Genomic DNA, 22081 nt, shown 5'->3' with positions numbered 1-22081 from the left:
GAATTACAAAAAAGTGATTTATAAAAAATGGCAAATTGGCGTTAAAGGATTATTCTTACATTTATAAAAAATATTACTCTGAATATATGGCTAAAAGGAGGAAGTTGATGCTCAGGCGACCTAAGAACACTAAAACGGTAAACCAGATTCCGGGAACCATGACCTATGTAGGTCATAAAGAGGTAACTGAAACCAAACTTGATGTTATAGATTATAACCTTGAGCGTTATGAGAGGTTTAGTTCTACTACTCCTGAAGATGCCTTTAAATTCGTCGATGAAAAAAGTATCACCTGGTTTAATATTGATGGTCTTAGTAACGTAAAGGAGATAGAAAAACTCGGTGATTATTATGAGTTACACCCTTTGGTAATGGAGGATATTGTAAATACAGGGCAAAGGCCGAAAATTGAAGAATATCAGGATTATCTTTTTATCGTTGCCAAAATGTTGTATTACAAGAATGGTGAGATAGAGAATGAACACATAAGTATGATCGTGGGAAAAAATTATGTCCTCACTTTTCAGGAATCTGACGGGGATGTTTTTGATCCTATCAGGGAACGAATTGAAACTTCAAAAGGTAGAATTAGGTCTCGTAGTGCAGATTATCTCATGTTCGCTTTGCTAGATTCTATAATCGATAATTACTTCCTGGTGATCGATGATATGAGTGACCGGATTGAGGCTTTGGAAGCTAGTTTATTCACCTCGAAGCCTGGAGATGATATTACGCATGAGATCCAGGATCTTAAAAGAAATATCCTCAGGATTAGAAGGGCTGTATTCCCATTGCGCGAGGTAGTGAGCAGACTCGAGAAAATGGAAAGCGATCTCATAGACCCTAATACCAATAATTTTATCAGGGACCTGTATGACCACATGATACAGATCTCAGAAAACATAGATATATACCGGGAAATGATCTGGGGGCTTATGGATATGTACATGACTACCATTAGCAATCGAATGAATGAGGTGATGAAAGTCCTTACTATTATGGCCAGTATTTTTATTCCTCTCACCTTCATTGCCGGTATCTACGGAATGAACTTTGAACATATGCCCGAGCTGCAATGGAAATACAGTTATTACGTATTGTTAGGGGTAATGGTAATAGTTTTCTTATTGATGCTATACTATTTCAAAAGGAAAAAATGGTTATAATTTAAATTCTGGATGATGAGAAAAATCATGATAGTTGGCTTGTTAAGTATAGTTTTTTCAAAAGATATTTCTGCACAGGCTGAAAAATTGAAAAAGCAGGATTCCGTTAATATGATCTATGTAGGCACCTATACCAAAAAAGAGGGACACGTAGATGGCAAAGGAAGAGGGATTTATTTATTGGAACAACATCATGATGAGGGTACGTTAAGAATGCTTGGTCTTGCCGCCGAGTTAACAAATCCTTCATTCGTTAAGGTAGGTAAAATGGGAAAATACCTTTATGCGGTAAGTGAACTTGGACCGCAGGATGCTGAAACTGGATATATTCATTCCTTTGAGATCCTCGAGGATGGAAAACTCAAACATTTAAGCAAATTGACAACAGGTGGCCTGGCCCCATGCCATATTGCCCTGGATCGTGCCGGAAAACATGTATTTGTCAGCAATTATTTGGGTGGAATTGTCATGGTCTATAAGATCAATTCAGATGGTTCATTAACCCAAAGTCAGGAGCTTAGTCTTGAAAATCCAGATACAGCAAATGCTCATTCGCTTAAAATTAGCGGGGATAACCGCTATGCTTATATCGCCGACCTGGGAAATGATAAGATCTGGATCTATCATTTCGATGTGATGGAAGGCAAGCTGAAACCTCATCACCAAAAATTTATTCAGTTAAAAAAGGGAGCTGGTCCTAGACATTTAAGTTTCACAAAAAATGGCAGTTATTTATATTCTATAAACGAACTCAACAGTACGGTAAGTGCGTTCAAAGCACAAAAGGATGGTAGCCTGGTGCACATACAGGATATTTCGTCTATTCCGGCATCTTACCGGCAGGGAAATGCTGCGGCAGACATTCATATTCATCCGCTGGGAAAATTTCTTTATACTTCAAATCGAGGCCACGACAGTATTTCCATTTTCGAAATAGATGCTGAAACAGGAAAGCTTTCGAATGTTGATTATATACCAATAGCTGGAAAGACCCCGCGTAATTTCGCAATTTCACCTTTTGGAAAGTTTTTATATGCGGCCAGTCAGGATACAGGGAATTTAACTACCTACAGAATCAATGAAGATACCGGTAAATTAAAACCGATTCCTCCTGTATTTGAGGTTAAAACCCCGGTTTGCCTGGAATTTGCGAGGAAGTGATCCAAAGTCTAAACCAATTTGAAGAATTTTAAAAAAAGGCAGCTTTAAAAGCTGCCTTTCAATTAATTTTGAGTCTTATACGGCTTTAACAATAAAAAAGCCATCGTTGCCCTGGGCCTGATATAATGGCATAAAAATATGTGCATCCCAGTTGCTTCTTACTTCATTCCCGTTTTGTTTGGCCAGCAATTCACCTTTTTTGATCTTCTGAAAGTTTTCATATCCAGGTTGCATTTCAAAAATATCGCTATTCTCAAGACCATGCCTGTAAACGATCTCAAAGGTTTTTTGATCAGGCGCATTCTTTTTCGAGAATCTGTCTACACATTCCGGATAGGTTGAAATTTCAGAAAGTTCAAGTTTACAGGCTTCCTTTAAAGCCAGCCAGATCACTCCCTCGTGATTTTCAACTGAAGTATCATCTGTATGTTGCCCGGCTTCGAATACAAAACCGGTCATCCCGATTCGGCTTAAATAATGATCTATATCACCTGTTATGATATCGCTGAATCCCCTTATGATATAAGTAGGAAAATTATGCGCCCACTCATCATTATCGTTCACTTCCTGAACAGAAACATAGGGAAGGCTGGGAGAGGAGGTAGTGTGACAATCCAGAAAATATCGCTTGGTATAATCTTCTTCTGGAAATTCCTCTAAAATGTTGATGATCTCAAACATCTCCTTCTTTTCATGGGTATCTTTAGAGCCATTTTTAATATTCTCCTTAGTCCAGGTTCGGTTGAGGTCTTCGTCTATATATCTTTTATTTTCGTTGAGCGCCATCTTATTTCCACTCACTCCAACGATGGTTCCTTGAATTTCAGGTTGGGTTTTTTCCAGTTCTTTAAAAACCGCTTCCATAGCCTGTATACCGCTTGGCTCGTTTCCATGTATTCCACTCGTAACAAATAAAAGGGGGCCTTTTTTGCCGGAAGTGTATTTCCCTATGATCCTTGGAATTTCTTCATTCAATGTTTCGTTCATAGTTCGGGGTTTTAGTCCATAGTGGCCAGCGTACGGTTAGAAAGCTGACCTTTATAGGTATTCTTATATTCAACTTTTCGCTCGATGGCTTCGATCACATAATCTGTAAAAGGAGGCAAACCTATATCTTTAAAATGTTCCATGCCGCCTGGGCTCAAAACATTAATTTCAATAAGTTTATCTTTTACGATGTCCAGACCAACAAAAAATAGTCCGTCGCGGATGAGTTTCGGAGCAGTAAGGTCCACAATACGTTGCATTTCAGGTGTAAGGTCACTGCTATCTGCAGTAGCTCCCAGTGCGAAATTACTTCGGAATTCACCTTCGCCGGCAACCCGCCTTATAATGGCTTTTTCACCATCCTTTTCCATCACTTTTCCGTTTAACAGAAGTACCCGAACATCGCCATCTTTTACCGCCGGTAGGAATTCCTGGGCGATCACATAACCCTGCGAAATTAAATGGTCTATGATCTGATTAATGTTCTTCTCATGTTTATCTATTAGGTATACATCCTGCCCACCTGAACCTTCAAGCGGTTTTAATACCATTTTTTTATCCTGCTTTTCCCAGAAGTCCATCAACTGATCTTTATCCCTGGTTATGATCGAATCTGGTTTGATCTCCTGTGGTAGTTCCTCGAAATAAAGTTTATCAATGAAAGCGTGCGAAAGTGCATAGGCATCATTCAGTACCAGTACATCCTGCTGCTGAATCATACGGCCAAAAGCCACACCGGCTTGTTCAGCCCACTGCCTTCCTTCTTCTTCGGTAGGGTTATTTCTAATAAAAAGTACATCCAGTTTGGTTGAATCTATTTGTTTTTTCTTGGCTTTCTTTCCTTGGAGCGCTTCCAGAAACTTTGCAGGTGATTTGGTTTTTGTATTGGCAGGAACCTGGGTTACATTCACACTTATGGGAGAGTCATGATGAAAATTGAAATCACCAACACCCATCGCGTAAACCTCGTGGCCACGCTGGTGGGTCATACACATAAGTGCCGTTGAGGTTCCATTCTTCTCGGTTTCTACATCATTTAAAACAAAACATATTTTCATTTACATACCATTTGCGGAAGGCTTAAGCCATTCCTGATTAGATCTAACTTTTCATACATTTTTTCGCTGTACAGGTAGCTAGGTTTCACCTGTAAAGGTTTAAGAACTTTCCTTTCGGTAAGTTCCTTTATAATTTCCGTGTGTTTAATGCCGAATTTTCCGGCAAGAAGGGGTTCATAATCTCCTCCGTTTTTTAGGTGATCCATTAAAAGGACTAAACCTTTTAAATAGATGATATCTTTTATGAATCCGCCACCCTGCATAATACGAGAGGTTATATTAAAAGCCCTTTCCGGGGTAAAACCAAAGTCGAGTTTCAGCAACCTGAATATCTCCTGAAAATTACCACCTTCCATTAAAGCTTCTCCAGCAATCACACGACCTGCGAGCACCCTTAGACGATTTCCTGTAAGTCCATCAACCATGAACTCAGACATGACTGCCAGACCTTCCTGAAGGGGGTCATAATCTGCCAGGCCAATGCTTAACTGATGCAATGGTTGATTACTCCCGTTATAATATGTTAAAACATGCGTGCCAACTTCATGCTGAATAAGAGCTTCAGCTTCAATACGATTCATCTTATAGTCTGCTGGGATGTATAATTCACCATGGGAAACCATCATGACGTTTACATCTTTTCGTATGTGCACCTTACATTTAAAATTTTCATCCTGTTTTCTGAAGAAATCAAATTCTTTCCTGGCCAGACTACTGAAGGCTTTTGAATCTAGTAAGTCATCTTCATCATTTCCATTTTTTTCAGGGACGTTCTCAAGAATATTTCTGGCTTCTTCGCATAATTTCTTTTCCACTCCCTTATATAGCCTGATACTGTCATACATGAAATTTTTCGTTCCACGTTCACTTAACATGCTTATTTGCATATCCAACTCCTCGCGTTTTTCCCGGAACAGGTAAGACATAGCCGGATCATCAATATCCTCGATTTTAAGGTTGTATAATTTTCTCTTTAGAACATCTGGATCTACCGGTAATAACCTGTAATGATAATCTATTACATTCTTATAATCGCTTTTAAAGAATTCTTTTTTTATTTCATGAATATTCGCTGGGGAAACCAGCCATAGAAACTGATATGATCTTTCGATATCAGCAAGTTGTTTATCTATGTCGAAAACGATCTGTTTAAGGTACTTTCTTCCCAGGGCATTGAAACTCGCAACACCTCCTGAAGATTGAACCCTAATGAATTCGTAGAAGGAGCGATGCATTGCTTTTATCACAAAATCCTTGAAGTTTCTGAAGAAAACAGGATATAGTTTATTCTCTTCATTTCGATAAACCGGGGGGATCTCAAGACCAACGACCACTGCACCACAGTTTTTTGCTTCTTCAATGGACAACAAAGGTTCCTCATTTTCAGCCTGCCGGTAAGGAGTGTCCAGTATCTCTGTATCAAGATATATTCCCCTGAATTCATTATTTATTTTCAGAAAATCTTCTTTAAGGGAATCCAGGCTCGAAGGCAATCTTTTTGCAGGACCTTTGATACTAACCTTTCTTGAGTCAGATTTACCTGAATAGATCTCAAAAAGAAGGTAGGATTTCATTTTAGCTGAAATCTTATCTGCGATCCTATAGAGTAATTTTTTGTAATCGGAAAAATCCTGATCACCAATGATGAGGTAGGAAGATTCGTTAGTTACAAATCTCCTGGTCCCCCTATCATTCTTTTTACGTCTGTAAATAACCAGATAGGGAAGTTCTTTTTCAATGTGTAAAATTCCTTTACCGGGAAGTTTACAATTAATCTCTTTATCTTTTTCGAGAATTGTTAATATTTGTTCAATGGAATTTTCAGATAAATCAGGTATTGCCTGCATTTTTTTGAAAACTTTTTTTCATAGTGGACCTTAATACACTATTTATAGGGTTTGACTGATTGGTTAAAAGGTTTGTAATACTCAATTTAGGAAGATTAAAAGCTTTACTACCTTTATTGCGGTCTTTTGACAATACTTTAAGAATGGTTTTAAAATAATTAGGAAAAGATTGCTTGGTTCTTAAACACTCTAATTTCTGCTGAAATAAAATTTTAAATGATAAATAAACGAGCGATTTTAAGCCCCAATTCTGAATTTGAACGCAGGGAAGAGCTTTTACGTCTATCGAATTGCGAACTCTCAGAAAAGGAAAAGGAAATTCTTAGGGCTTGCGATACGGAAGATCACGAAAGCATCGGAATGATAGGCTGTTTACTCGCCGAAGAAAACAGGAAGAATTCTATTCGTTTATTGATCGCGACCAGGAACAGGTCTAATCTTGCACTTGCTGAAAAGGCCAAAAATTTACTTGGCGACATCGACGAACAGGAAATGATCGAATCGCTTTCTGAAGTGTTTCTCCTGGAATCCGACAGCTTAAGCCCATATGAAGATAAATTGCTGTTTATTCTGTTCGGGTATCTGAAATCTTCAACTTATTCTACTTCCTGAAAAATAATTATTATAAGGCTGGATAATCTTCAAAATTTGAAGTGTTAAACAAATATTAAAAAAGTTTTTTATTTTAGTAGCGCTAACCAATACTGAATTAACCTAATGAAGATTTTATATCTTCCTTACTTAATCGCATTCAGTCTTTTATATCCAACCGCCACTTCTGCGCAGGAGTGGGATTCAGCCGTTGACCACATCAACGAAACCAGAACTAATATTAACCAGTTGTATTACAGGGTTCCTTCCAATGAGGAAGCTGAACACGTAGATTCTATTTTCATTAAAAAGAATAAAGACTACGAAAAAGTAGTCATTCAGCTGTATAATACCACGGTGGAACTCAACGATCCCGTTGAATATATCACCGCCGTGGAACTTCCCGTGGTCAATCTTGTTGAGGTTTCAAATTTCAACGGGGAACTAAAACTGGGCTTTTCGCGGGATTGTAATAGTAGAAAGGAAGCTGAACTTGATTACCTAGAGATCTACGTAGATTCAGAAAAAGACAGCTACTTGTTGAATGCGGCCTTCAAACATTTAAAGTATACCACAGAGAAATACCATAAGTTACAGCACGATGCAAGTGTCTGCGGGTTTAGGAAAAAATAGTTATGAGTTTCAGTAAAAAGGAAAAACGCTTCTGGAAGACCAAATTCAGTTTTGGGAGCAAGTCAAACATCCCCACAGAAATAGAACATTTTAACCTTAGGGATGAAAGTTTCACCAATGAGGAGTTATGCTTTATTACCAGTAGAATTCGGAGAATAGAAAGACTCGACCTGGATAATAACCTGATAGATGACGACGGAATGCCCTGCCTGCAAAACCTTGAATTTATAAGGGAGTTAAGATTGAAATCGATGAATATTTCTGACCGGGCCATCGATCACCTTTTGTACTTAAAAAGCCTGGAACTTCTGCATCTGGGAAGCACAGAAGTCACTTGCGGCGGGGTTAAACGATTATCAGATTTGCCAAACCTGAAGACCCTCATCGTAAGTCCGCCTGAAATTGACGAATCCAGTCTTGATCATTTTCTCAAAAAACGGCCGGATTGTGAGCTCATCGTAAATTACAAGCCATATAAAAGTTCAAAACCATAAATCTACAATCAATACTGTCAACTAAATTCGAACAAAAATGAATACTTTAAAATCTTTTTTAAAACTGGCAATCCCGCTATTGCTAACTGTTTTATTTACTTCAAATGCCTGGTCCCAGGCTTCGATTTCTGAAGTTAAAGTTCAAACTCTTGGAGGCATTGAAGTTAAGGTGAACGATATAATTAAAAACAATTCCGACCCAGTGATTCTTTTCACCTATTTCAATGATTGCGAAGTGTGTGTGGAGGCTCTCGAGATCCTGCATGAGGAAATGAAAAGATACCGATTGGACGGATTTAAAATTAATGTAATTGGATTAAACGTATATGTGCCAGAAGATGATGCCGTGATGGGCATCAAGGAATTTGCCATATCCAAAGGCTGGACCTTTGATATTTATATGGATCCTGATAATAATATTAGATCGTTTCATAATAAAACCGAAACTCGGGCTCCATACAGTTACCTTTTTAAGGATGGGAAATTGATTTATTCCAAGTTGGGATGGGTGGAAGAAGATGCAGAAAAAACCGCAAGGAACCTTATCAACGCTGCTGAAAGTATTGGCAGCAAACTGGTGTATTATGATGAGGACTGGAATTATGCTAATAAAGCTACTCACTTCTATTTTCGTACGGTAGACCATATTGATGGCCTTTATTATGTACAGGACAGGTGGGCAGATGGAAGTCTACAAATGCAGGGATATTTCAAGGATAAAGAACTAACCATAAGGGAAGGGAAATTTTCTTATTATGAAAAATTTGGATTAAAAACTAAAGAAACTGTTTATAAAAATAACGAACTCATAGGTGAAAAAAACTGGTACGTAGGTGGAAAATTGAAAAATGAATTTGAATATAAAAACGGGATGATCTACAATATTTTGTACACCTACGACCTTTCTGGTAAAAAAGTAGACCACGGAACCATAAAAAATGGAACCGGATCTGTAATTCTGTACAACGACTTTGGAGACCGGGCAACTCAATATCATCTTGAAAACGGCAAATATACTGGTGAGTATATTACCTATATGGCAGGAAAAGTAGATAAAAAATTTAAGCGAAAAGGTACAGAATGGGTAGAGATCTAAATGGATAAAGCTGAAATTTAAAAAGTTTTCAGGTATGCTTGAATTGATCACCAGGGAAGAATGTCTTAATAGAAATAAGATTCTGGCTGCCTATGTCCAGAACGTACAGGCTGAAGTATATGCTCCTGGCAAGAATTACCCTTTATTTATTCCAGGTGAAAATTATCTCGAAGAAAAGCAAAAATGGGTGGAGCTTTCTGAAGAAGAATGCGCCGAAAGGAACAAGCCGGTTTTAGAGGAATTTGAACCGATTCGGGATAATATTCAGGTAGTGCCTGAAATTGGTCGATTTAAGGCTGAAACCATATTAACCACAACTTCTGATAATTTTGAAGATCATATAAGCCTTTTTGGTCAGGAACTAAGTAGGCTGGACCAAAATCTTGGTTGGGGTGGGATTCAGTTTATTATGGATTTTCCGTTTAACTGGCTGTCTTCTTTAGACACAATAAGGGATTTGGAAGCCTTGAATTGGTTTAAAAAGATGGATATTGAAGATGACTTTTCAGGAGCCATTCTTGCGGGTGGAAACGACCTCGACGTTTTGATCAGGCATTTATTGAACCTAAGAAAAGATAATATAGAATTTCAGGATATTTCCTTTTGTGGGCTGAATGCTGCTTCCATCGGTTCTATTTGTAAATATGGAAATGTGCATTACCTATTCTATGATTTGCAGGAAAAGGAAAAATTTGATGAGGAAATAGATAAAACCAGCCTAGAACAAATTCCTTTCGGAGCATGTTATTACCAGTTTTAAGTTTAGGAAAAACGGAAGAATAAAAACAAAAAAGCCCCGCGAATGCGAGGCTTTTTGTGATCTCGACAGGATTCGAACCTGTGACCGTCTGCTTAGAAGGCAGATGCTCTATCCAGCTGAGCTACGAGACCTTTTTGCGGTTGCAAATATAAGCCACTTTATAAATAAAACAATGCTTTTTTTAAAAAACTATCGGGCTTTTTTAAATCACAAAAATAAATTTCTGAAACCTAACCAATTAAGCCATTAAAATTTTATCTGGTGTAACTGGTAAATCCCGCATTCTTTTACCGGTTGCATTGTAAATAGCATTGGTGATCGCTGCTGCACAACCAATAATCCCAACCTCTCCCAGTCCTTTTGCACCGGCTGGATTTCTATTATAATCTGGTTTATCAATAAAAGAAACATCGATGATAGGAGCATCTGCATTACATGGAAAGTGATAGCCCGCCAGGTCATTCCCAATTAAGCGACCGTGATTATGATCTATATCCTGTTTTTCCATCAATGCCATTCCAATTCCTCCAATGGCTGCTCCAATCACCTGATTTGCTGCTGCCTGATCGTTGATAATTTTACCTCCATCTGCAACGCTTACCATCTCAAGTATTTTTATGTCCCCGGTAAGTTTATTCACTTTTAATTTTACGTAGTGAGCTGCGGAAGAACAAAAACCATATTTTTTGGCTTCTTCTCTAGGGGAAGATGAAGCTTTTACGTTTAAAACACCTAAGTTGTTTTTATCGAATATTGATTTATAAGATACAGGCTCAAGACTATCGTCTTCCATACTTATTCCGTCAGAATTTAATTTTACGAGTTTCAAATTTCCTTTGCCTTTCTCAAACTTTGAACCGTAAGCAAGATCAACAAGTTTTGTTTTAAGCGATTTACAAGCTGCAGCGACACCTCCACTAAGAGAGGATAACCCCCAGCTTCCTCCCTGAGAAGGTGCATATGGTAAGTCGGAATCACCTAGTTCAATAGCTATTTTATTTTTTGGAATCCCCAGAAAATTATGAGCCATATTTTGCATAGCCGTACCGGTTCCTGTACCAATATCGGTCATTGCAGATCTAACAATAATATCCCCATTAGGTTTCATTTCGATAGATGCATCGGCATCCTGTCTGCCCGCGTTCCAAAATCCCACTGCCATACCATAACCAATATTCCATTCACCTTCCTTCAATTCTCCAGGCTTGGATTTTCGATTTTTATTCCATCCTATTTTTTCTGCACCTATCTTTAAACATTCGTTTAAATAGTTAGTAGACCATGGTTTTCCTTGTGAATCAGTTTCAGATAAGTTCATTAATCGAACTTCTACGGGGTCCATATCTAATTTTTCACATAGTTCATCTACGATGCTCTCAATTGCAAATGCTCCGGAAGCATCACCGGGACCACGCATCCATGTAGGTTTGGGAATATTTAGTGGTATTTCTTCCTGTTCAGTTTTAATATTGGGGAAGTGATAATGCTTCCAGGTTAAACCGGTAATATTATCTGTATGTCCGGTATGGCTGGAAGTGGCATGCTTAGCCTGATGATAGCATCCCAAAAACTTTCCAGATTTATCTGCACCAATTTTAAAGCGTTGCCAGGATTCTGGCCGGTGCCCAACACTAGTAAACATTTGAGGTCTTGTAAGAACGACTTTCACTGGCCTGTTTAAATGCTGAGATGCCATTATTGCTACGACGGTATTTGGCCAGACTAATAATCCCGAGCCAAATCCACCCCCTACAAATTCAGAAATTACCCTGATGTTATTTTCACTTATATCGAAAAGCTTCGCAATATTTCCCTGAACACCATAAACATTCTGACTTTTATCGTAGAGGGTTAATTCGCCATTTTTCCAATCTGCAATGGTTGCGTGTGGCTCCATTGGATTATGAACTTCCATGGCTATTTTGAATTCCCTTTCTATTATATGATCAGCATTTTGCCAGTTTTCTCTGGATCCTTTTTCCTCCTTAGTTTCAATGGTCTCGACAGAATCTCGTTCTTCCTTAAAATTTGTTTCAAATTCTGATTCCTCATAATCTGCAGTAACCAGGGATGCGGCGTAGGTTGCATCTTCCAAGGTTTCTGCAATTACCATAGCGATGGGCTGCTCGTTGTAATAAATTTTATCGGTATGAAATACGGGTAAACTAAACCTGGATTTCTTCCAGGCCTCTTCTGTAGCGATACCAGGTACCGTAGGCCGGTTATTATGAGTTAAAATGTCAATAACTCCGGGTGCTTCTTTAGCATTCGCAATATCTATATTCAATATTCGACCAGCAGCAATAGTACTGCCAACCATCACGGCATGAGCTAGTTCAGGAATATCATATTCTGCTGAATATTTAGCCTTGCCGGTTACCTTTTCTTCAGCTTCAACTCGGCCCCGGGCATTATTTTCTACTTCTTTCTCAAAAAAATAATCCATATTTATCGATTTGTGACACAATTCATGAATGATTGTTGTATCGCTCCCTTGAGCATTTCAGTTTTAAACTTGTTATCTTCTAACGGCGCAATTTTTTCAATGGCCAGTTCAGCCGCCTTTTTAAAATTTTCTTCAGTAGCATTTTCACCCTTCAGGAAGTTTTCTGCGTCCTTCCAGCGCCATGGCTTGTGAGCGACTCCGCCAGAAGCTAATCTGGCCTCCCTGATTAAGTTTCCGGAGAGTTCCAGGGCAGCGGCAACCGAGATGAGGGCAAAGGCATATGATTCTCTTTCCCTCAATTTTAAATAATCGTAATTTTTGTTGAAGGAATTATTCTGAATTTCGATCGCTGTAATAATTGCTCCATCCGGTAGGTTGTTGTCCTTCTGGGGATTATCACCAGGCAACCGATGAAAATCTTCAAAATTGATCATTTCAGTATTGCCATCAGGTTTAAGGATCTCAACTTTTGTATCTAATGCAACCAAAGCCACGCACATATCTGAAGGATGTACAGCTACACAACTATTCGAATAGCCTATAACAGCCGACATTCGGTTATTTCCCTCTAAAGCACCGCAACCACTACCTGGAATCCTTTTATTGCAGGGTAGGGCGGTATCATAAAAGTAGGGGCAGCGTGTACGCTGAAGTAAATTTCCGCCGGTAGATGCCATATTTCTTATTTGCGGGGAGGCACCTTTAAGTATGGCTCTTGATAACAAAGGAAATTTATCCAAAATCAGGGAATCCTCAGCTAGAGTTGAGTTACGCACCATGGCACCAATCCGAATTCCATTTTCCTGAACAGTTATTTCTGAAGAAACAGCATCAGTAAGATCTATGAGTTTATCAGGTTCATGAATATGCTTCTTCATGAGATCTATCAGATTGGTTCCACCCGAGATATACATTGATGAGTTTCCAGCCAGTTTTATGGCAGAGGTTGTATTTTCAGCTTTAGAATATTCAAACGGTTTCATGGCGCAACTTTTTGAATTGCCCTGGTAATGCCATTATAAGCTGCACACCGGCAAAGATTTCCACTCATAAATTCTTTGATTTCCTCAGTAGATCCGGTATGTCCTTCCTGAACACAGGCTACTGCAGACATGATCTGTCCAGGTGTACAATAACCGCATTGAAATCCGTCGTTTTCTATAAATGCCTCCTGCATTGGGTGTAGTTTGCCGTCTTTAGCCAGGCCTTCGATTGTCGTAATTTCTTTTCCCGGAATCATAGCAGTAAGGGTTAGACAACTCAATCTTCTTTCCCCGTCTATATGAACGGTACATGCTCCGCATTGCCCATGGTCACATCCTTTTTTAGTTCCGGTAAGACCTATATTTTCTCTTAGTAGATCGAGTAGGGTCGTCCGTGTATCGACATCAAGCCTATATTCTTTATTATTGATGGAAACAGATAGAGGGATCTTCTGTTTTTTCACAAAAAACTTTTCTTTAACCTGATAGAAGAAACTCTTAACCGAATTAGGTATAAAGGCTAGAGTTGTAAAGGCTGAGGAAGATTTAATGAAGAATCTTCTGGAATAAGTATTTGAAGCTTCAGTTTTCATAAAGGAACCACAGATATTTTTCTGCTATTAAGATAAATGATTTTAAGCAATGTTATTTCTTTTAAATATATTATCTGTTGATTTTCAGTTAGTTTATCTTGTTTGAGGTATAAATTATTCTTTTATTCTAAGAGTTTATGGAATATGAGGTAGCTTATTCATTTTCAATTTTCAACTATCTCTCATAATTACAGGTTCATAAATTTATCTTAATTTAGCGCCTAATTTCGAGACTAGTTATATGCCTGAATTTTTGTTAAAAGTTTCCACGGTTCTTCAGGACCTAGAGGGACTTTCCTATTTTTTCCCTCATTCAACACCCCCAGATTCTATAAGCCTTGTTCTTAAAACGGGTGAGGTTATGGTAGACCTATCTTTCATTACATTTGCTGAAGCATGAATTACGAGTTTACTATTATTGTACCTGTTTACAACGAAGAGGAATGCCTGCCGGAATTATTTGATAAACTGGATTCATACATACATTCAGCGAGCATAAAAACCAGGGTTCTACTAGTTGATGATGGATCTTCAGATTCCAGTGCCAGGCTCATACTCGACCACTGTAATGGTCACGACCATTTTAGTTGTTTGATTTTCGAAAAGAACTTTGGTAAAGGTGCTGCTTTAAAAGCCGCCTTTGACCATACAAATACTCCAATTCTGGGATATCTCGATGCCGATCTGCAAACCTATCCTGAAGACTTTGAAAAGTTGTTGCCATTTATTGATGAATTTGATCTTGTGACGGGTTGGAGAAGGGATAGAAAGGATACCTGGGTAAAGAGGATCTCTTCGAAGGTTGGAAATGGTGTGCGGAATGTTTTTACAAGGGATTATATGCACGATACAGGTTGTCCTTTAAAGATCCTGAAAACAACTTTCGCTCAACAAATACCAATGTTCAAAGGTCTGCAACGTTTTCTACCGGCTATGGTTTTGTTACAGAATGGTAAGATCAAGGAAGTGGAAATTCCACATTATCCAAGGCTTGCAGGTGAATCAAAATATAATTTTCGAAACAGGTTCATGGGGCCGCTAATGGATTGCTTCGCGTATGTATGGATGAGAAAATCCTACATCAATTATAAAGTAGCAAAAAGGGATGAGTGATTGGCTCGTCTATGCCCTGGGTTTTATTGCTCAATTATTGTTTTCAGGGCGAATGATCCTGCAATGGTTGCTTTCTGAAAAAAGCAAGAAAATAATTACTCCAATATTATTCTGGCATCTGAGCCTTTTGGCCTCCTTCCTACTTTTTGTCTACGGATATCTTAGGGATGACTTCTCCATTATGCTAGGCCAGACCTTAACCTATTTTATTTATATAAGGAATCTCCAGCTGCAGGGGGAGTGGACCAGGTTTCCTAAAGCATTCCGCATCTTTTTGTTTATTTTTCCGTTGCTAATAGTTTTGTACGGATTTAATAATAATGAATATGACGCGGCTTCCCTTTTTAGAAACAACCTGATCCCTTTCTGGTTGTTGATTATGGGATCTATAGGTCAGTTGATATTTACCCTAAGATTTGTATATCAATGGGTATACTCCGAAAAGAAGAAAGTGTCTTCTTTACCTATTGGATTCTGGGTTTTGAGCCTAATTGGTTCAGGAGTGATTTTAACTTACGCCATATTCAGGCAGGATCCCGTCCTACTGGCCGGCCATGGATTTGGTTTGATTATGTATATTAGAAATATTTATATTCAGAAGAATGAAACTAAAGGATAATTATTTTCTCTTATTGGTTTTCGTTTGTATAGCGATCTTTTTTGTTAATCTGGATGCTATATATGTGAATATCATGGAGGCTCGTAATTTTGGAGCTGCCAGAGAAATGATCAACCTGGATCATTGGATCTTTACCACCCTAAATGATGAACCACGCTATGAAAAACCACCGCTACCTACCTGGATGACGGCAATCTCCATGATGATTTTTGGCATGAAAAGTTTGTTTGCTTTAAGGTTGCCGGCGGCCATCATGGGAACCTTAACCGTGCTCTTTATTTATAAGCTTGGGGTGAGGTATACAAGCCACAGGATATATGCTTTTATTTCTGGCCTTATTGCGGCAACATCATTCTATATACTTTATTCGGGAAGAGACGGACAATGGGATATTCATACTCATGCATATATGATCATGGCAATTTACGGGATCTATAAAATTTTCACCGAAGAGTCTTCTAAATATATTAACGCCATAATTTCAGGCTTATTAATTGGATGCTCTTTTCTTAGCAAGGGTCCTGTTTCCATGTATGCCTTATTACTTCCCTTTTTAATAGCTTACGGGGTAGTGTATAGATATAAAAATTTCAGGGGCAATTGGGGAGCCATGGCTGTTATGTTGATCACAGCCCTGGCCGTATCGGCTTCCTGGAGCCTTTATGTCTATTTTTTCGATACAAATGCAGTTACCAGGGTAACAGATAAAGAAACTGGGCGCTGGCTGGACTATAACGTAAGACCCTTCTGGTATTACTGGAGTTTCGTAATCCAGAGTGGCATCTGGACCATACCGGCATTCGTAGGACTTTTGTATCCTTACCTGAAAAATCGCGTTTTTAACAAAACTGGTTATAAATTCACATTGTGGTGGACCTTAGGTTCGGTGGTCTTACTATCCATAATCCCGGAAAAAAAATCAAGATATTTACTTCCGGTCCTTATTCCTCTTGCTCTGAATACCGCCTTCTATATTGAGTATCTTTTCCGAAGGTTCGATATGATGCCGAAAAAGGAAAAATTCGTGGTATATTTAAATTTCGGTTTGATTGCATTGATTGGCCTTATATTTCCTATCGCCGGTTTTATTTATTTTAGTGAGATTCTATCAAATATATGGCCTTGGTTTGCAGCAACCTCAATTTGTTTAGTAGCAATTGGTTATCTGATCCTTAATTATTTAAGGAAGAACAAGATTAAACCGGTTTTTTACCTTACGGTCTGGTTCATTATAAGTGTTATTTTTTTTGGATTACCAATGGCCCGGAAGATCGAAGTAAATCCAGAATATAAAAGTATCCTTCTGGTAGATAAATATCGAGAGAAAGATCCTATTCCGGTTTATGAATATAAGTCATTTGCTCCTGAAATTATCTGGGAATACGGAAGGCCAATCAAAGTACTTTGGAATGGAGATGGTTTCGATCTCCCATCTGAAGACAGGTTTTTTTTGCTGAACCTTTCCAAGGAAAAAGAATCGATGCAGGAAACTTTTTCAAATTACAGAATTGAAAAAATTGATGAAATAGATATGAATCCGGTAGGTAACAAACATAAAAGCAGGTTATTCAGAGAGCTGTATTTGGTAGAGAAACTTTAAGCTAAAAGGAAGAAAATGATCAATTATCCCATAAAGTTTACCCCAATATTCCAGGAGAAAATCTGGGGAGGCAAAAAATTAGGTGAAATCCTGAACAAAAAAACTACTAAGGATGAAATTGGTGAAAGCTGGGAGATATCGGGGGTAGTAGGCTTTATTTCGGTGGTAGCCAAAGGACCTGAAAAAGGTATAAAACTTACCGATCTTATTGCTGAGTATAAGGAAGATCTCGTTGGTAAAGAAGTTTATTCTGAATTTGGGAATGATTTTCCATTACTCATTAAATTCATCGATGCGAAAACCGATCTTTCTGTACAATTGCATCCTAATGACGAACTGGCCAAAAAGCGACATAACTCTTTCGGGAAGACCGAAATGTGGTATGTAATGCAGGCAGATGAAGGATCTAAATTGAACATAGGGTTTAAGAAAGAAATTGATAAAGCCGAATATTTAGAGCATCTTGAAAATGGAAAGATCGTTGAACTTTTGAATTTTGAAAAAGTAGAAAAAGGAGATGCCTTTTTTATAAATACAGGTAAAGTTCATGCCATTGGAGGTGGAGTATTACTTGCCGAAATTCAGCAAACCTCAGATCTCACTTACCGTATCTATGATTGGGACAGAGTGGATTCAAAGGGAAATAGCAGGGAACTGCATACCGAACTTGCTCTTGATGCATTGGATCTTAAAAAAAAGGATGATTTTAAACTCGATTATAAAAAGGATCTAAATTCATCTTCAATGATCGCTTCCTGTGAATTCTTTACCACAAATTTTCTACCGGTAGAGGGGAACATTGAAAAAGATTATTCCTCATTAGATTCTTTCGTGATCTACATGTGTGTAGATGGAGAAGCTATCATTAGTATTGAAAATAATTCAGAGGCACTGAAAAAGGGACAGACTGTTTTGATACCAGCAAATACCAAAAAGCTAAATATCGAGGCTAAAAATGCCGACCTACTTGAGATTTACATAGAATAATCCTTCGATTTTCTTCGATGCCTTTAGGGAATTAATAAAACTTTACTTGAGCTTTTTCCAGACTCTAAATACTCGTGTGCTTGCCTTCCTTCAGATAATCTAAATTTTACAGGTTCCTTCAATTTTAAAGAGCCTTTAACGATCATATCGAATAAGGTTTTCGATCTGCTTATACGTTGTTCAGAGTTTTTTAAATATCCCCATAGATCTCCACCGGTTAAAGTCTTGCTGGTATCCATCAGCATTCTGGGATCTACCTTTTCAGGGTCGCCACCGCTCATACCATAGAATACAACTGTACCGGTTTCTTTTGTGACCTCAAAACTATCCATTAATGTAGCACCAACACTATCGTAGGTCACATCTACTCCCTTAGGGCCGGTGATCTCGAATACCCTGTTTTTCCAGTTTTCATCAAGGAGAATTGCTCTATCTGCTCCGGAGTCAAGAATGGTCGCCAGTTTTTCTGAACTCCTCGTTAATCCGATGACCCTGGCTTGCTTTGATTTAGCGATCTGGCATAGGATCTGGCCTACACCTCCCGAGGCTGCATGTACCAACACCCAGTCATTCTTTTTTATCTTAAAACTGTCGTTAGACAGATAGTGTGCTGTTAAACCCTGTAAAAGCAGTGAAGCTGCAATTTCGAAGCTAATTGGATCTGGTAAAGGAATTACGTGCTCCTCTGGAACTATAACATATTCAGCATTGGCAAAAGGTACATCTGCAAAGGCAACCCTTTCACCAATCTTAAACCTTTCAGATTTTGATTCCACAATTATACCTGCAGCTTCATAACCTGGAATATAAGGAGGTTCACCTTTTAGATGATAATTGCCTTTTCTTCGATAGATATCGGCGTAATTCAGACCGATAGCCTTCGTTTCTACCAGGATTTCCCCATCTCCTGGAACGGGCTTATTCACCCTGATATATTCCATTACCTCAGGCCCACCAAATTTTGAAAAGGTGAGCGCATTCATTTTAGTACCCATAATTCCGGTTGTATTTATAAATTCAGGATAGAATCTATTTTTCTCAGTTCCTCTTGACCAAAGTTTATGTTCTTAATAGCCTCGATATTATCTTCTAATTGAGATACTTTACTTACGCCCACCAGGACTGAAGTTACCCTTATATCCTTAAGAAGCCACGCAACTGCCATTTGCGCAAGGCTCTGGTTTCGTGATTCCGCGATTTCATTTAAGTCTCTTAATTGTTTTACCAGGTCGTCTGTGATCTGAGATTTATTAAGATAACTTCCTTCCGTGGCGGCACGTGAACCCTTCGGGATTCCATGTAAATATTTATTAGTTAGAATACCCTGTTCGAGTGGTGAGAAAACTATGCTTCCCAGCCCATGGTCTTCCAAGGTATCCAGTAGTCCGTTCTCCACCCATCTATCCATCATATTATATCTTGGTTGATGAATAAGAAAGGGGGTACCCAGGTCTTTAAGAATTTTTGCTGCTTTGGCTGTATCCTCAGCATTGTATTGAGAGATGCCAACATAAAGGGCTTTACCTTGGCGCACTATCTGGTCCAGGGCTCCCATGGTTTCCTCTAGAGGAGTTTCAGGGTCGGGCCGGTGATGATAGAAGATATCAACATAATCCAGTCCCATTCTTTCTAGAGACTGATCCAGGCTTGCAATAAGGTATTTTCGGGAACCGAAGTTTCCGTAGGGTCCCGGCCACATATCCCAGCCCGCCTTGGTAGAAATAATCAGTTCATCTCTATATCTTTTGAAATCCTCCTGGAAGATCTTTCCGAAGTTCTTTTCAGCAGAGCCATAGGGTGGCCCGTAATTATTGGCCAGGTCAAAATGAGTAATACCATTATCAAATGCCGTTCTTAGGATATTCCGGGCATTTTCAAAATCGTAGTTATCACCGAAATTATGCCAAAGCCCCAGCGATAAAAGTGGAAGTTTTATACCGCTTTTTCCGCATCGACGATATTGCATCTTATCATAGCGTTGGCTCGACGCCTTGAAAGTTTCCATAAATCATATTCTTTGAAGAATACGAAATTAAGGAATTAAGGCTAGATAAATCTTAGGTTGGGAAACCCTTAACTGATTTAATTTTTGCTAAAAATGAGGGTTGCAGCGTCACCATTGGCATTTTCTCCAAGGATTAGTCTGATTTCCTTATCTGTAGCGGCGAGAATATCGTAATTATTAGCCAGTTCTCCCAGTTTACTTGTTGAGCTGAAGAAAATATGAAAATCTAAATCATCATAGGGATCGTATTCATCACCTGAGTCATTACTGGCTCTCCATGTGCCCAAAACTTCATCTATTGAAGATTTGGCTGTAAGATTATTAGATTCCTCAAAATTAAAAACATAATCGGCGTAATTCGCGGTGTTTTCTGAACCATTCAGCGTATATTCTGAAATTTTCCAATCACCGGTTTTCGCGATGTTATTAAGTTCATTTGCTTCTGCTTCAGTGAGATCTAAATCATCCCTGTCTGTATTACAGGATAATATAAAACTCGTCATTAGAAGTACTAGTACAATTTTAAATCTTTTCATAGGGTTCAAGATCTTTTTGTTTGGTAATGGGGGAACGTAAAGCTAAAAAACCTATTGTATTTATTTAAGGAATTTTTAGGAATTAACATTTGATTAAATTTCAATTTAAAAAGGCAAGTCATTGTTAATTAGATTTTTATAGTATTTTTATTTTAAGCTATTTTTTGAACAAACTCTTAATAATTATTAAATATAGGGTGCAGACATTTAGAATTAGATATTATGATTAAACATTTAATAAGCCATATTTCATTGATTTACATGTTCATATATTCAGTTAAATGTATGGGACTGCCTGTCGATTTGGAAAAACATAAATTGACCAACCAGCTAGCAAATAATTTTCAGGACCCAGGATTGGCTGGCTATTATGTTAGTGATGGTTATTTTAAAAAAGATGAAGGTTATGATTGGGTAGCCGTAATTGTTAAACGGGTATCTGAAAATGAATTGAAAATATCTGTAAGATCAAGAGCAGATAAAAAAAGACCTAGTTGTACTTTTGACACCAGTGTTTTTCGCAGGGAAAAGAATAATTTTTCAACCCAGATTGGAGGGAATACGGTATTGGTTGATTTTACAGGAGACAAAGTGATTATCAAAGGCGAAGACCAAAAAGGAGAATCTTTGCTCTATTTCTACTGTTCCGGAGGGGCTACAGTTGGTGGTACTTACTCGAAAATTCAGGAGGAAATCGATGTTGATCAGATGGATCCAACGATCTTTCATGATAACCTTCAATTACAAAATATAGGTTTTGAAATCTCAACCGTTCTTAACAATGATCAAAAGATCTTAAAAGTAACTCCCTACGGACTTTCTGAAACTAATGGGGGATTTAAAACATATATCGAGGGAGAAGTGACCAATGCCGAAATTGAAGATCTCAATGCTGATGGATTTCCAGAGCTACTTATCTACACCCGAACTCCAGATCATAAAGGAAATGTAATGGCATATTCTGTGAATAACGGTAAGTCCTTAAGTCTGGTGTATTTCCCTGATATTTCTGAAAATAAGGAATTGGCTGGATCTTATGGGGGGCATGATGAGTTTTCTTTGATTGAAAGAAACCTGGGGAGGAGATTTCCGGTATATGAAAATGGAGAACCTACAGGAAAGTTTAAACAGGTAATCTATAAAATGGAAGATGGGGCAAATTCCCGAAGGTTTGTAATAAAAGAAATTACAGAATATTAAATTCTTGTAAATTGAAATCATGAGAATTTGATTTTGAGTAAAAAAACTTGTTTATAGCAGTAACAGTTATATGCTGTTCCAGGATCCACTACAAGGAATTAATTCAATTTTAAATATGAGTAGAATGAATATGAAGTTGGTTAATATTTCGAAATCAGGTGAACATTATTTAGTAAAGGCCTTGCATTCCTTCAAGTTATTTGGGT

Annotated in this window: 22 protein-coding genes and 1 tRNA gene; 13 read left to right on the top strand and 10 right to left on the bottom strand. The window is 38.2% G+C overall.

Features of this window, described 5'->3' with window-relative positions; translation table 11 throughout:
• The first annotated feature begins 86 nt into the window (after nt 1-86).
• Complete coding sequence (gene corA / locus ML462_RS08500) at nt 87-1166, top strand: magnesium/cobalt transporter CorA (RefSeq protein ID WP_240713542.1); 1080 nt, start codon at nt 87-89, stop codon at nt 1164-1166.
• Between the two features lie 12 nt (nt 1167-1178).
• Nucleotides 1179-2327, top strand: a complete 1149-nt coding sequence (locus ML462_RS08495) for a lactonase family protein (RefSeq protein ID WP_240713377.1) — start codon at nt 1179-1181, stop codon at nt 2325-2327.
• A gap of 75 nt (nt 2328-2402) precedes the next feature.
• Here the strand turns inward: ML462_RS08495 and ML462_RS08490 are convergent, their stop codons facing one another.
• The 3 genes from ML462_RS08490 to ML462_RS08480 are packed head-to-tail and all read right to left on the bottom strand — an operon-like array spanning nt 2403 to nt 6219.
• Complete coding sequence (locus tag ML462_RS08490) at nt 2403-3314, bottom strand: M14 family metallopeptidase (RefSeq protein ID WP_240713376.1); 912 nt, start codon at nt 3312-3314, stop codon at nt 2403-2405.
• A gap of 11 nt (nt 3315-3325) precedes the next feature.
• Nucleotides 3326-4372: a glutathione synthetase gene (locus ML462_RS08485; RefSeq protein WP_240713375.1), complete on the bottom strand. Its 1047-nt coding sequence runs from the start codon at nt 4370-4372 to the stop codon at nt 3326-3328.
• The gene (locus tag ML462_RS08480) at nt 4369-6219 is read right to left on the bottom strand and encodes a peptidase MATCAP family protein (protein WP_240713374.1); all 1851 of its coding nucleotides are present in this window, start codon (nt 6217-6219) and stop codon (nt 4369-4371) included. The genes ML462_RS08485 and ML462_RS08480 overlap by 4 nt, the downstream gene beginning before the upstream one ends.
• 216 nt (nt 6220-6435) lie before the next feature.
• On the opposite strand from ML462_RS08480, the gene ML462_RS08475 reads away from it, so the two are divergent.
• The 5 genes from ML462_RS08475 to ML462_RS08455 all read left to right on the top strand — a co-directional run bounded on the left by ML462_RS08475 (nt 6436) and on the right by ML462_RS08455 (nt 9793).
• Nucleotides 6436-6831: a hypothetical protein gene (locus tag ML462_RS08475; RefSeq protein WP_240713373.1), complete on the top strand. Its 396-nt coding sequence runs from the start codon at nt 6436-6438 to the stop codon at nt 6829-6831.
• A 105-nt stretch (nt 6832-6936) separates the two neighbouring features.
• A complete protein-coding gene (locus ML462_RS08470) occupies nt 6937-7443 on the top strand; it encodes a hypothetical protein (RefSeq protein WP_240713372.1) in 507 nt (168 codons plus the stop codon).
• Nucleotides 7444-7445: 2 nt separating this feature from the next.
• Entirely contained in the window at nt 7446-7937 is a 492-nt protein-coding gene (locus ML462_RS08465; RefSeq protein WP_240713371.1) for a hypothetical protein, read from the top strand.
• Nucleotides 7938-7974: 37 nt separating this feature from the next.
• Nucleotides 7975-9033, top strand: coding sequence for a redoxin domain-containing protein (locus ML462_RS08460; RefSeq protein WP_240713370.1), 1059 nt, complete (start codon nt 7975-7977; stop codon nt 9031-9033).
• A 34-nt stretch (nt 9034-9067) separates the two neighbouring features.
• The gene (locus ML462_RS08455) at nt 9068-9793 is read left to right on the top strand and encodes a hypothetical protein (RefSeq protein ID WP_240713369.1); all 726 of its coding nucleotides are present in this window, start codon (nt 9068-9070) and stop codon (nt 9791-9793) included.
• A 57-nt stretch (nt 9794-9850) separates the two neighbouring features.
• Here ML462_RS08455 and ML462_RS08450 read toward each other — a convergent pair.
• From ML462_RS08450 to ML462_RS08435, 4 genes are all read right to left on the bottom strand, one after another.
• Nucleotides 9851-9924 (bottom strand) — tRNA-Arg (locus ML462_RS08450).
• A gap of 107 nt (nt 9925-10031) precedes the next feature.
• On the bottom strand, nt 10032-12239 hold the full coding sequence (locus ML462_RS08445) for a xanthine dehydrogenase family protein molybdopterin-binding subunit (protein ID WP_240713368.1): 2208 nt from the start codon (nt 12237-12239) through the stop codon (nt 10032-10034).
• A 2-nt stretch (nt 12240-12241) separates the two neighbouring features.
• Complete coding sequence (locus ML462_RS08440; protein ID WP_240713367.1) at nt 12242-13222, bottom strand: FAD binding domain-containing protein; 981 nt, start codon at nt 13220-13222, stop codon at nt 12242-12244.
• Nucleotides 13219-13815, bottom strand: coding sequence for a (2Fe-2S)-binding protein (locus ML462_RS08435; protein ID WP_240713366.1), 597 nt, complete (start codon nt 13813-13815; stop codon nt 13219-13221). The genes ML462_RS08440 and ML462_RS08435 overlap by 4 nt, the downstream gene beginning before the upstream one ends.
• Before the next feature lie 241 nt (nt 13816-14056).
• On the opposite strand from ML462_RS08435, the gene ML462_RS08430 reads away from it, so the two are divergent.
• Genes ML462_RS08430 through ML462_RS08410 form a run of 5 tightly spaced genes read left to right on the top strand, consistent with a single transcriptional unit; the run spans nt 14057 to nt 18134 of the window.
• The gene (locus ML462_RS08430) at nt 14057-14215 is read left to right on the top strand and encodes a hypothetical protein (RefSeq protein WP_240713365.1); all 159 of its coding nucleotides are present in this window, start codon (nt 14057-14059) and stop codon (nt 14213-14215) included.
• Nucleotides 14212-14928: a glycosyltransferase family 2 protein gene (locus ML462_RS08425; protein ID WP_240713364.1), complete on the top strand. Its 717-nt coding sequence runs from the start codon at nt 14212-14214 to the stop codon at nt 14926-14928. The genes ML462_RS08430 and ML462_RS08425 overlap by 4 nt, the downstream gene beginning before the upstream one ends.
• Nucleotides 14921-15547 carry a lipid-A-disaccharide synthase N-terminal domain-containing protein gene (locus ML462_RS08420; RefSeq protein ID WP_240713363.1) on the top strand — a complete coding sequence of 209 codons (627 nt, stop codon included), beginning with the start codon at nt 14921-14923 and terminating at the stop codon, nt 15545-15547. The genes ML462_RS08425 and ML462_RS08420 overlap by 8 nt, the downstream gene beginning before the upstream one ends.
• Nucleotides 15531-17147, top strand: coding sequence for an ArnT family glycosyltransferase (locus ML462_RS08415; protein ID WP_240713362.1), 1617 nt, complete (start codon nt 15531-15533; stop codon nt 17145-17147). Before ML462_RS08420 ends, ML462_RS08415 begins: the two co-directional genes overlap by 17 nt.
• Nucleotides 17148-17162: 15 nt before the next feature.
• On the top strand, nt 17163-18134 hold the full coding sequence (locus ML462_RS08410) for a type I phosphomannose isomerase catalytic subunit (RefSeq protein WP_240713361.1): 972 nt from the start codon (nt 17163-17165) through the stop codon (nt 18132-18134).
• A 23-nt stretch (nt 18135-18157) separates the two neighbouring features.
• Here ML462_RS08410 and ML462_RS08405 read toward each other — a convergent pair whose 3' ends face one another.
• The 3 genes from ML462_RS08405 to ML462_RS08395 form a co-directional block, all read right to left on the bottom strand.
• Nucleotides 18158-19129, bottom strand: a complete 972-nt coding sequence (locus tag ML462_RS08405) for a quinone oxidoreductase family protein (RefSeq protein ID WP_240713360.1) — start codon at nt 19127-19129, stop codon at nt 18158-18160.
• Nucleotides 19130-19143: 14 nt separating this feature from the next.
• A complete protein-coding gene (mgrA, locus tag ML462_RS08400; protein WP_240713359.1) occupies nt 19144-20139 on the bottom strand; it encodes an L-glyceraldehyde 3-phosphate reductase in 996 nt (331 codons plus the stop codon).
• A gap of 77 nt (nt 20140-20216) precedes the next feature.
• Nucleotides 20217-20675, bottom strand: coding sequence for a hypothetical protein (locus ML462_RS08395; RefSeq protein WP_240713358.1), 459 nt, complete (start codon nt 20673-20675; stop codon nt 20217-20219).
• Nucleotides 20676-20993: 318 nt separating this feature from the next.
• Between ML462_RS08395 and ML462_RS08390 the strand changes: the two genes are divergently transcribed.
• Nucleotides 20994-21875 carry a hypothetical protein gene (locus ML462_RS08390; protein ID WP_240713357.1) on the top strand — a complete coding sequence of 294 codons (882 nt, stop codon included), beginning with the start codon at nt 20994-20996 and terminating at the stop codon, nt 21873-21875.
• Nucleotides 21876-22081 lie beyond the last annotated feature (206 nt).

Origin of the sequence: Christiangramia lutea (genome assembly GCF_022489035.1) — a bacterium.
Lineage (GTDB): Bacteria > Bacteroidota > Bacteroidia > Flavobacteriales > Flavobacteriaceae > Christiangramia > Christiangramia lutea.
Note: the sequence above shows the minus strand (reverse complement) of the source record. Positions and strands in the feature narration are given on the sequence as shown.

Coding starts and splice junctions, on each gene's coding strand:
- ML462_RS08435 (WP_240713366.1), bottom strand. CDS start 13,815: ATGAAAACTGAAGCTTCAAATACTTATTCCAGAAGATTCTTCATTAAA.
- ML462_RS08495 (WP_240713377.1), top strand. CDS start 1,179: ATGATGAGAAAAATCATGATAGTTGGCTTGTTAAGTATAGTTTTTTCA.
- ML462_RS08490 (WP_240713376.1), bottom strand. CDS start 3,314: ATGAACGAAACATTGAATGAAGAAATTCCAAGGATCATAGGGAAATAC.
- mgrA (WP_240713359.1), bottom strand. CDS start 20,139: ATGGAAACTTTCAAGGCGTCGAGCCAACGCTATGATAAGATGCAATAT.
- ML462_RS08445 (WP_240713368.1), bottom strand. CDS start 12,239: ATGGATTATTTTTTTGAGAAAGAAGTAGAAAATAATGCCCGGGGCCGA.
- ML462_RS08465 (WP_240713371.1), top strand. CDS start 7,446: ATGAGTTTCAGTAAAAAGGAAAAACGCTTCTGGAAGACCAAATTCAGT.
- ML462_RS08475 (WP_240713373.1), top strand. CDS start 6,436: ATGATAAATAAACGAGCGATTTTAAGCCCCAATTCTGAATTTGAACGC.
- ML462_RS08440 (WP_240713367.1), bottom strand. CDS start 13,222: ATGAAACCGTTTGAATATTCTAAAGCTGAAAATACAACCTCTGCCATA.
- ML462_RS08460 (WP_240713370.1), top strand. CDS start 7,975: ATGAATACTTTAAAATCTTTTTTAAAACTGGCAATCCCGCTATTGCTA.
- ML462_RS08415 (WP_240713362.1), top strand. CDS start 15,531: ATGAAACTAAAGGATAATTATTTTCTCTTATTGGTTTTCGTTTGTATA.
- ML462_RS08430 (WP_240713365.1), top strand. CDS start 14,057: ATGCCTGAATTTTTGTTAAAAGTTTCCACGGTTCTTCAGGACCTAGAG.
- ML462_RS08425 (WP_240713364.1), top strand. CDS start 14,212: ATGAATTACGAGTTTACTATTATTGTACCTGTTTACAACGAAGAGGAA.
- ML462_RS08410 (WP_240713361.1), top strand. CDS start 17,163: ATGATCAATTATCCCATAAAGTTTACCCCAATATTCCAGGAGAAAATC.
- ML462_RS08395 (WP_240713358.1), bottom strand. CDS start 20,675: ATGAAAAGATTTAAAATTGTACTAGTACTTCTAATGACGAGTTTTATA.
- ML462_RS08420 (WP_240713363.1), top strand. CDS start 14,921: ATGAGTGATTGGCTCGTCTATGCCCTGGGTTTTATTGCTCAATTATTG.
- ML462_RS08405 (WP_240713360.1), bottom strand. CDS start 19,129: ATGGGTACTAAAATGAATGCGCTCACCTTTTCAAAATTTGGTGGGCCT.
- ML462_RS08485 (WP_240713375.1), bottom strand. CDS start 4,372: ATGAAAATATGTTTTGTTTTAAATGATGTAGAAACCGAGAAGAATGGA.
- ML462_RS08480 (WP_240713374.1), bottom strand. CDS start 6,219: ATGCAGGCAATACCTGATTTATCTGAAAATTCCATTGAACAAATATTA.
- ML462_RS08455 (WP_240713369.1), top strand. CDS start 9,068: ATGCTTGAATTGATCACCAGGGAAGAATGTCTTAATAGAAATAAGATT.
- ML462_RS08470 (WP_240713372.1), top strand. CDS start 6,937: ATGAAGATTTTATATCTTCCTTACTTAATCGCATTCAGTCTTTTATAT.
- corA (WP_240713542.1), top strand. CDS start 87: ATGGCTAAAAGGAGGAAGTTGATGCTCAGGCGACCTAAGAACACTAAA.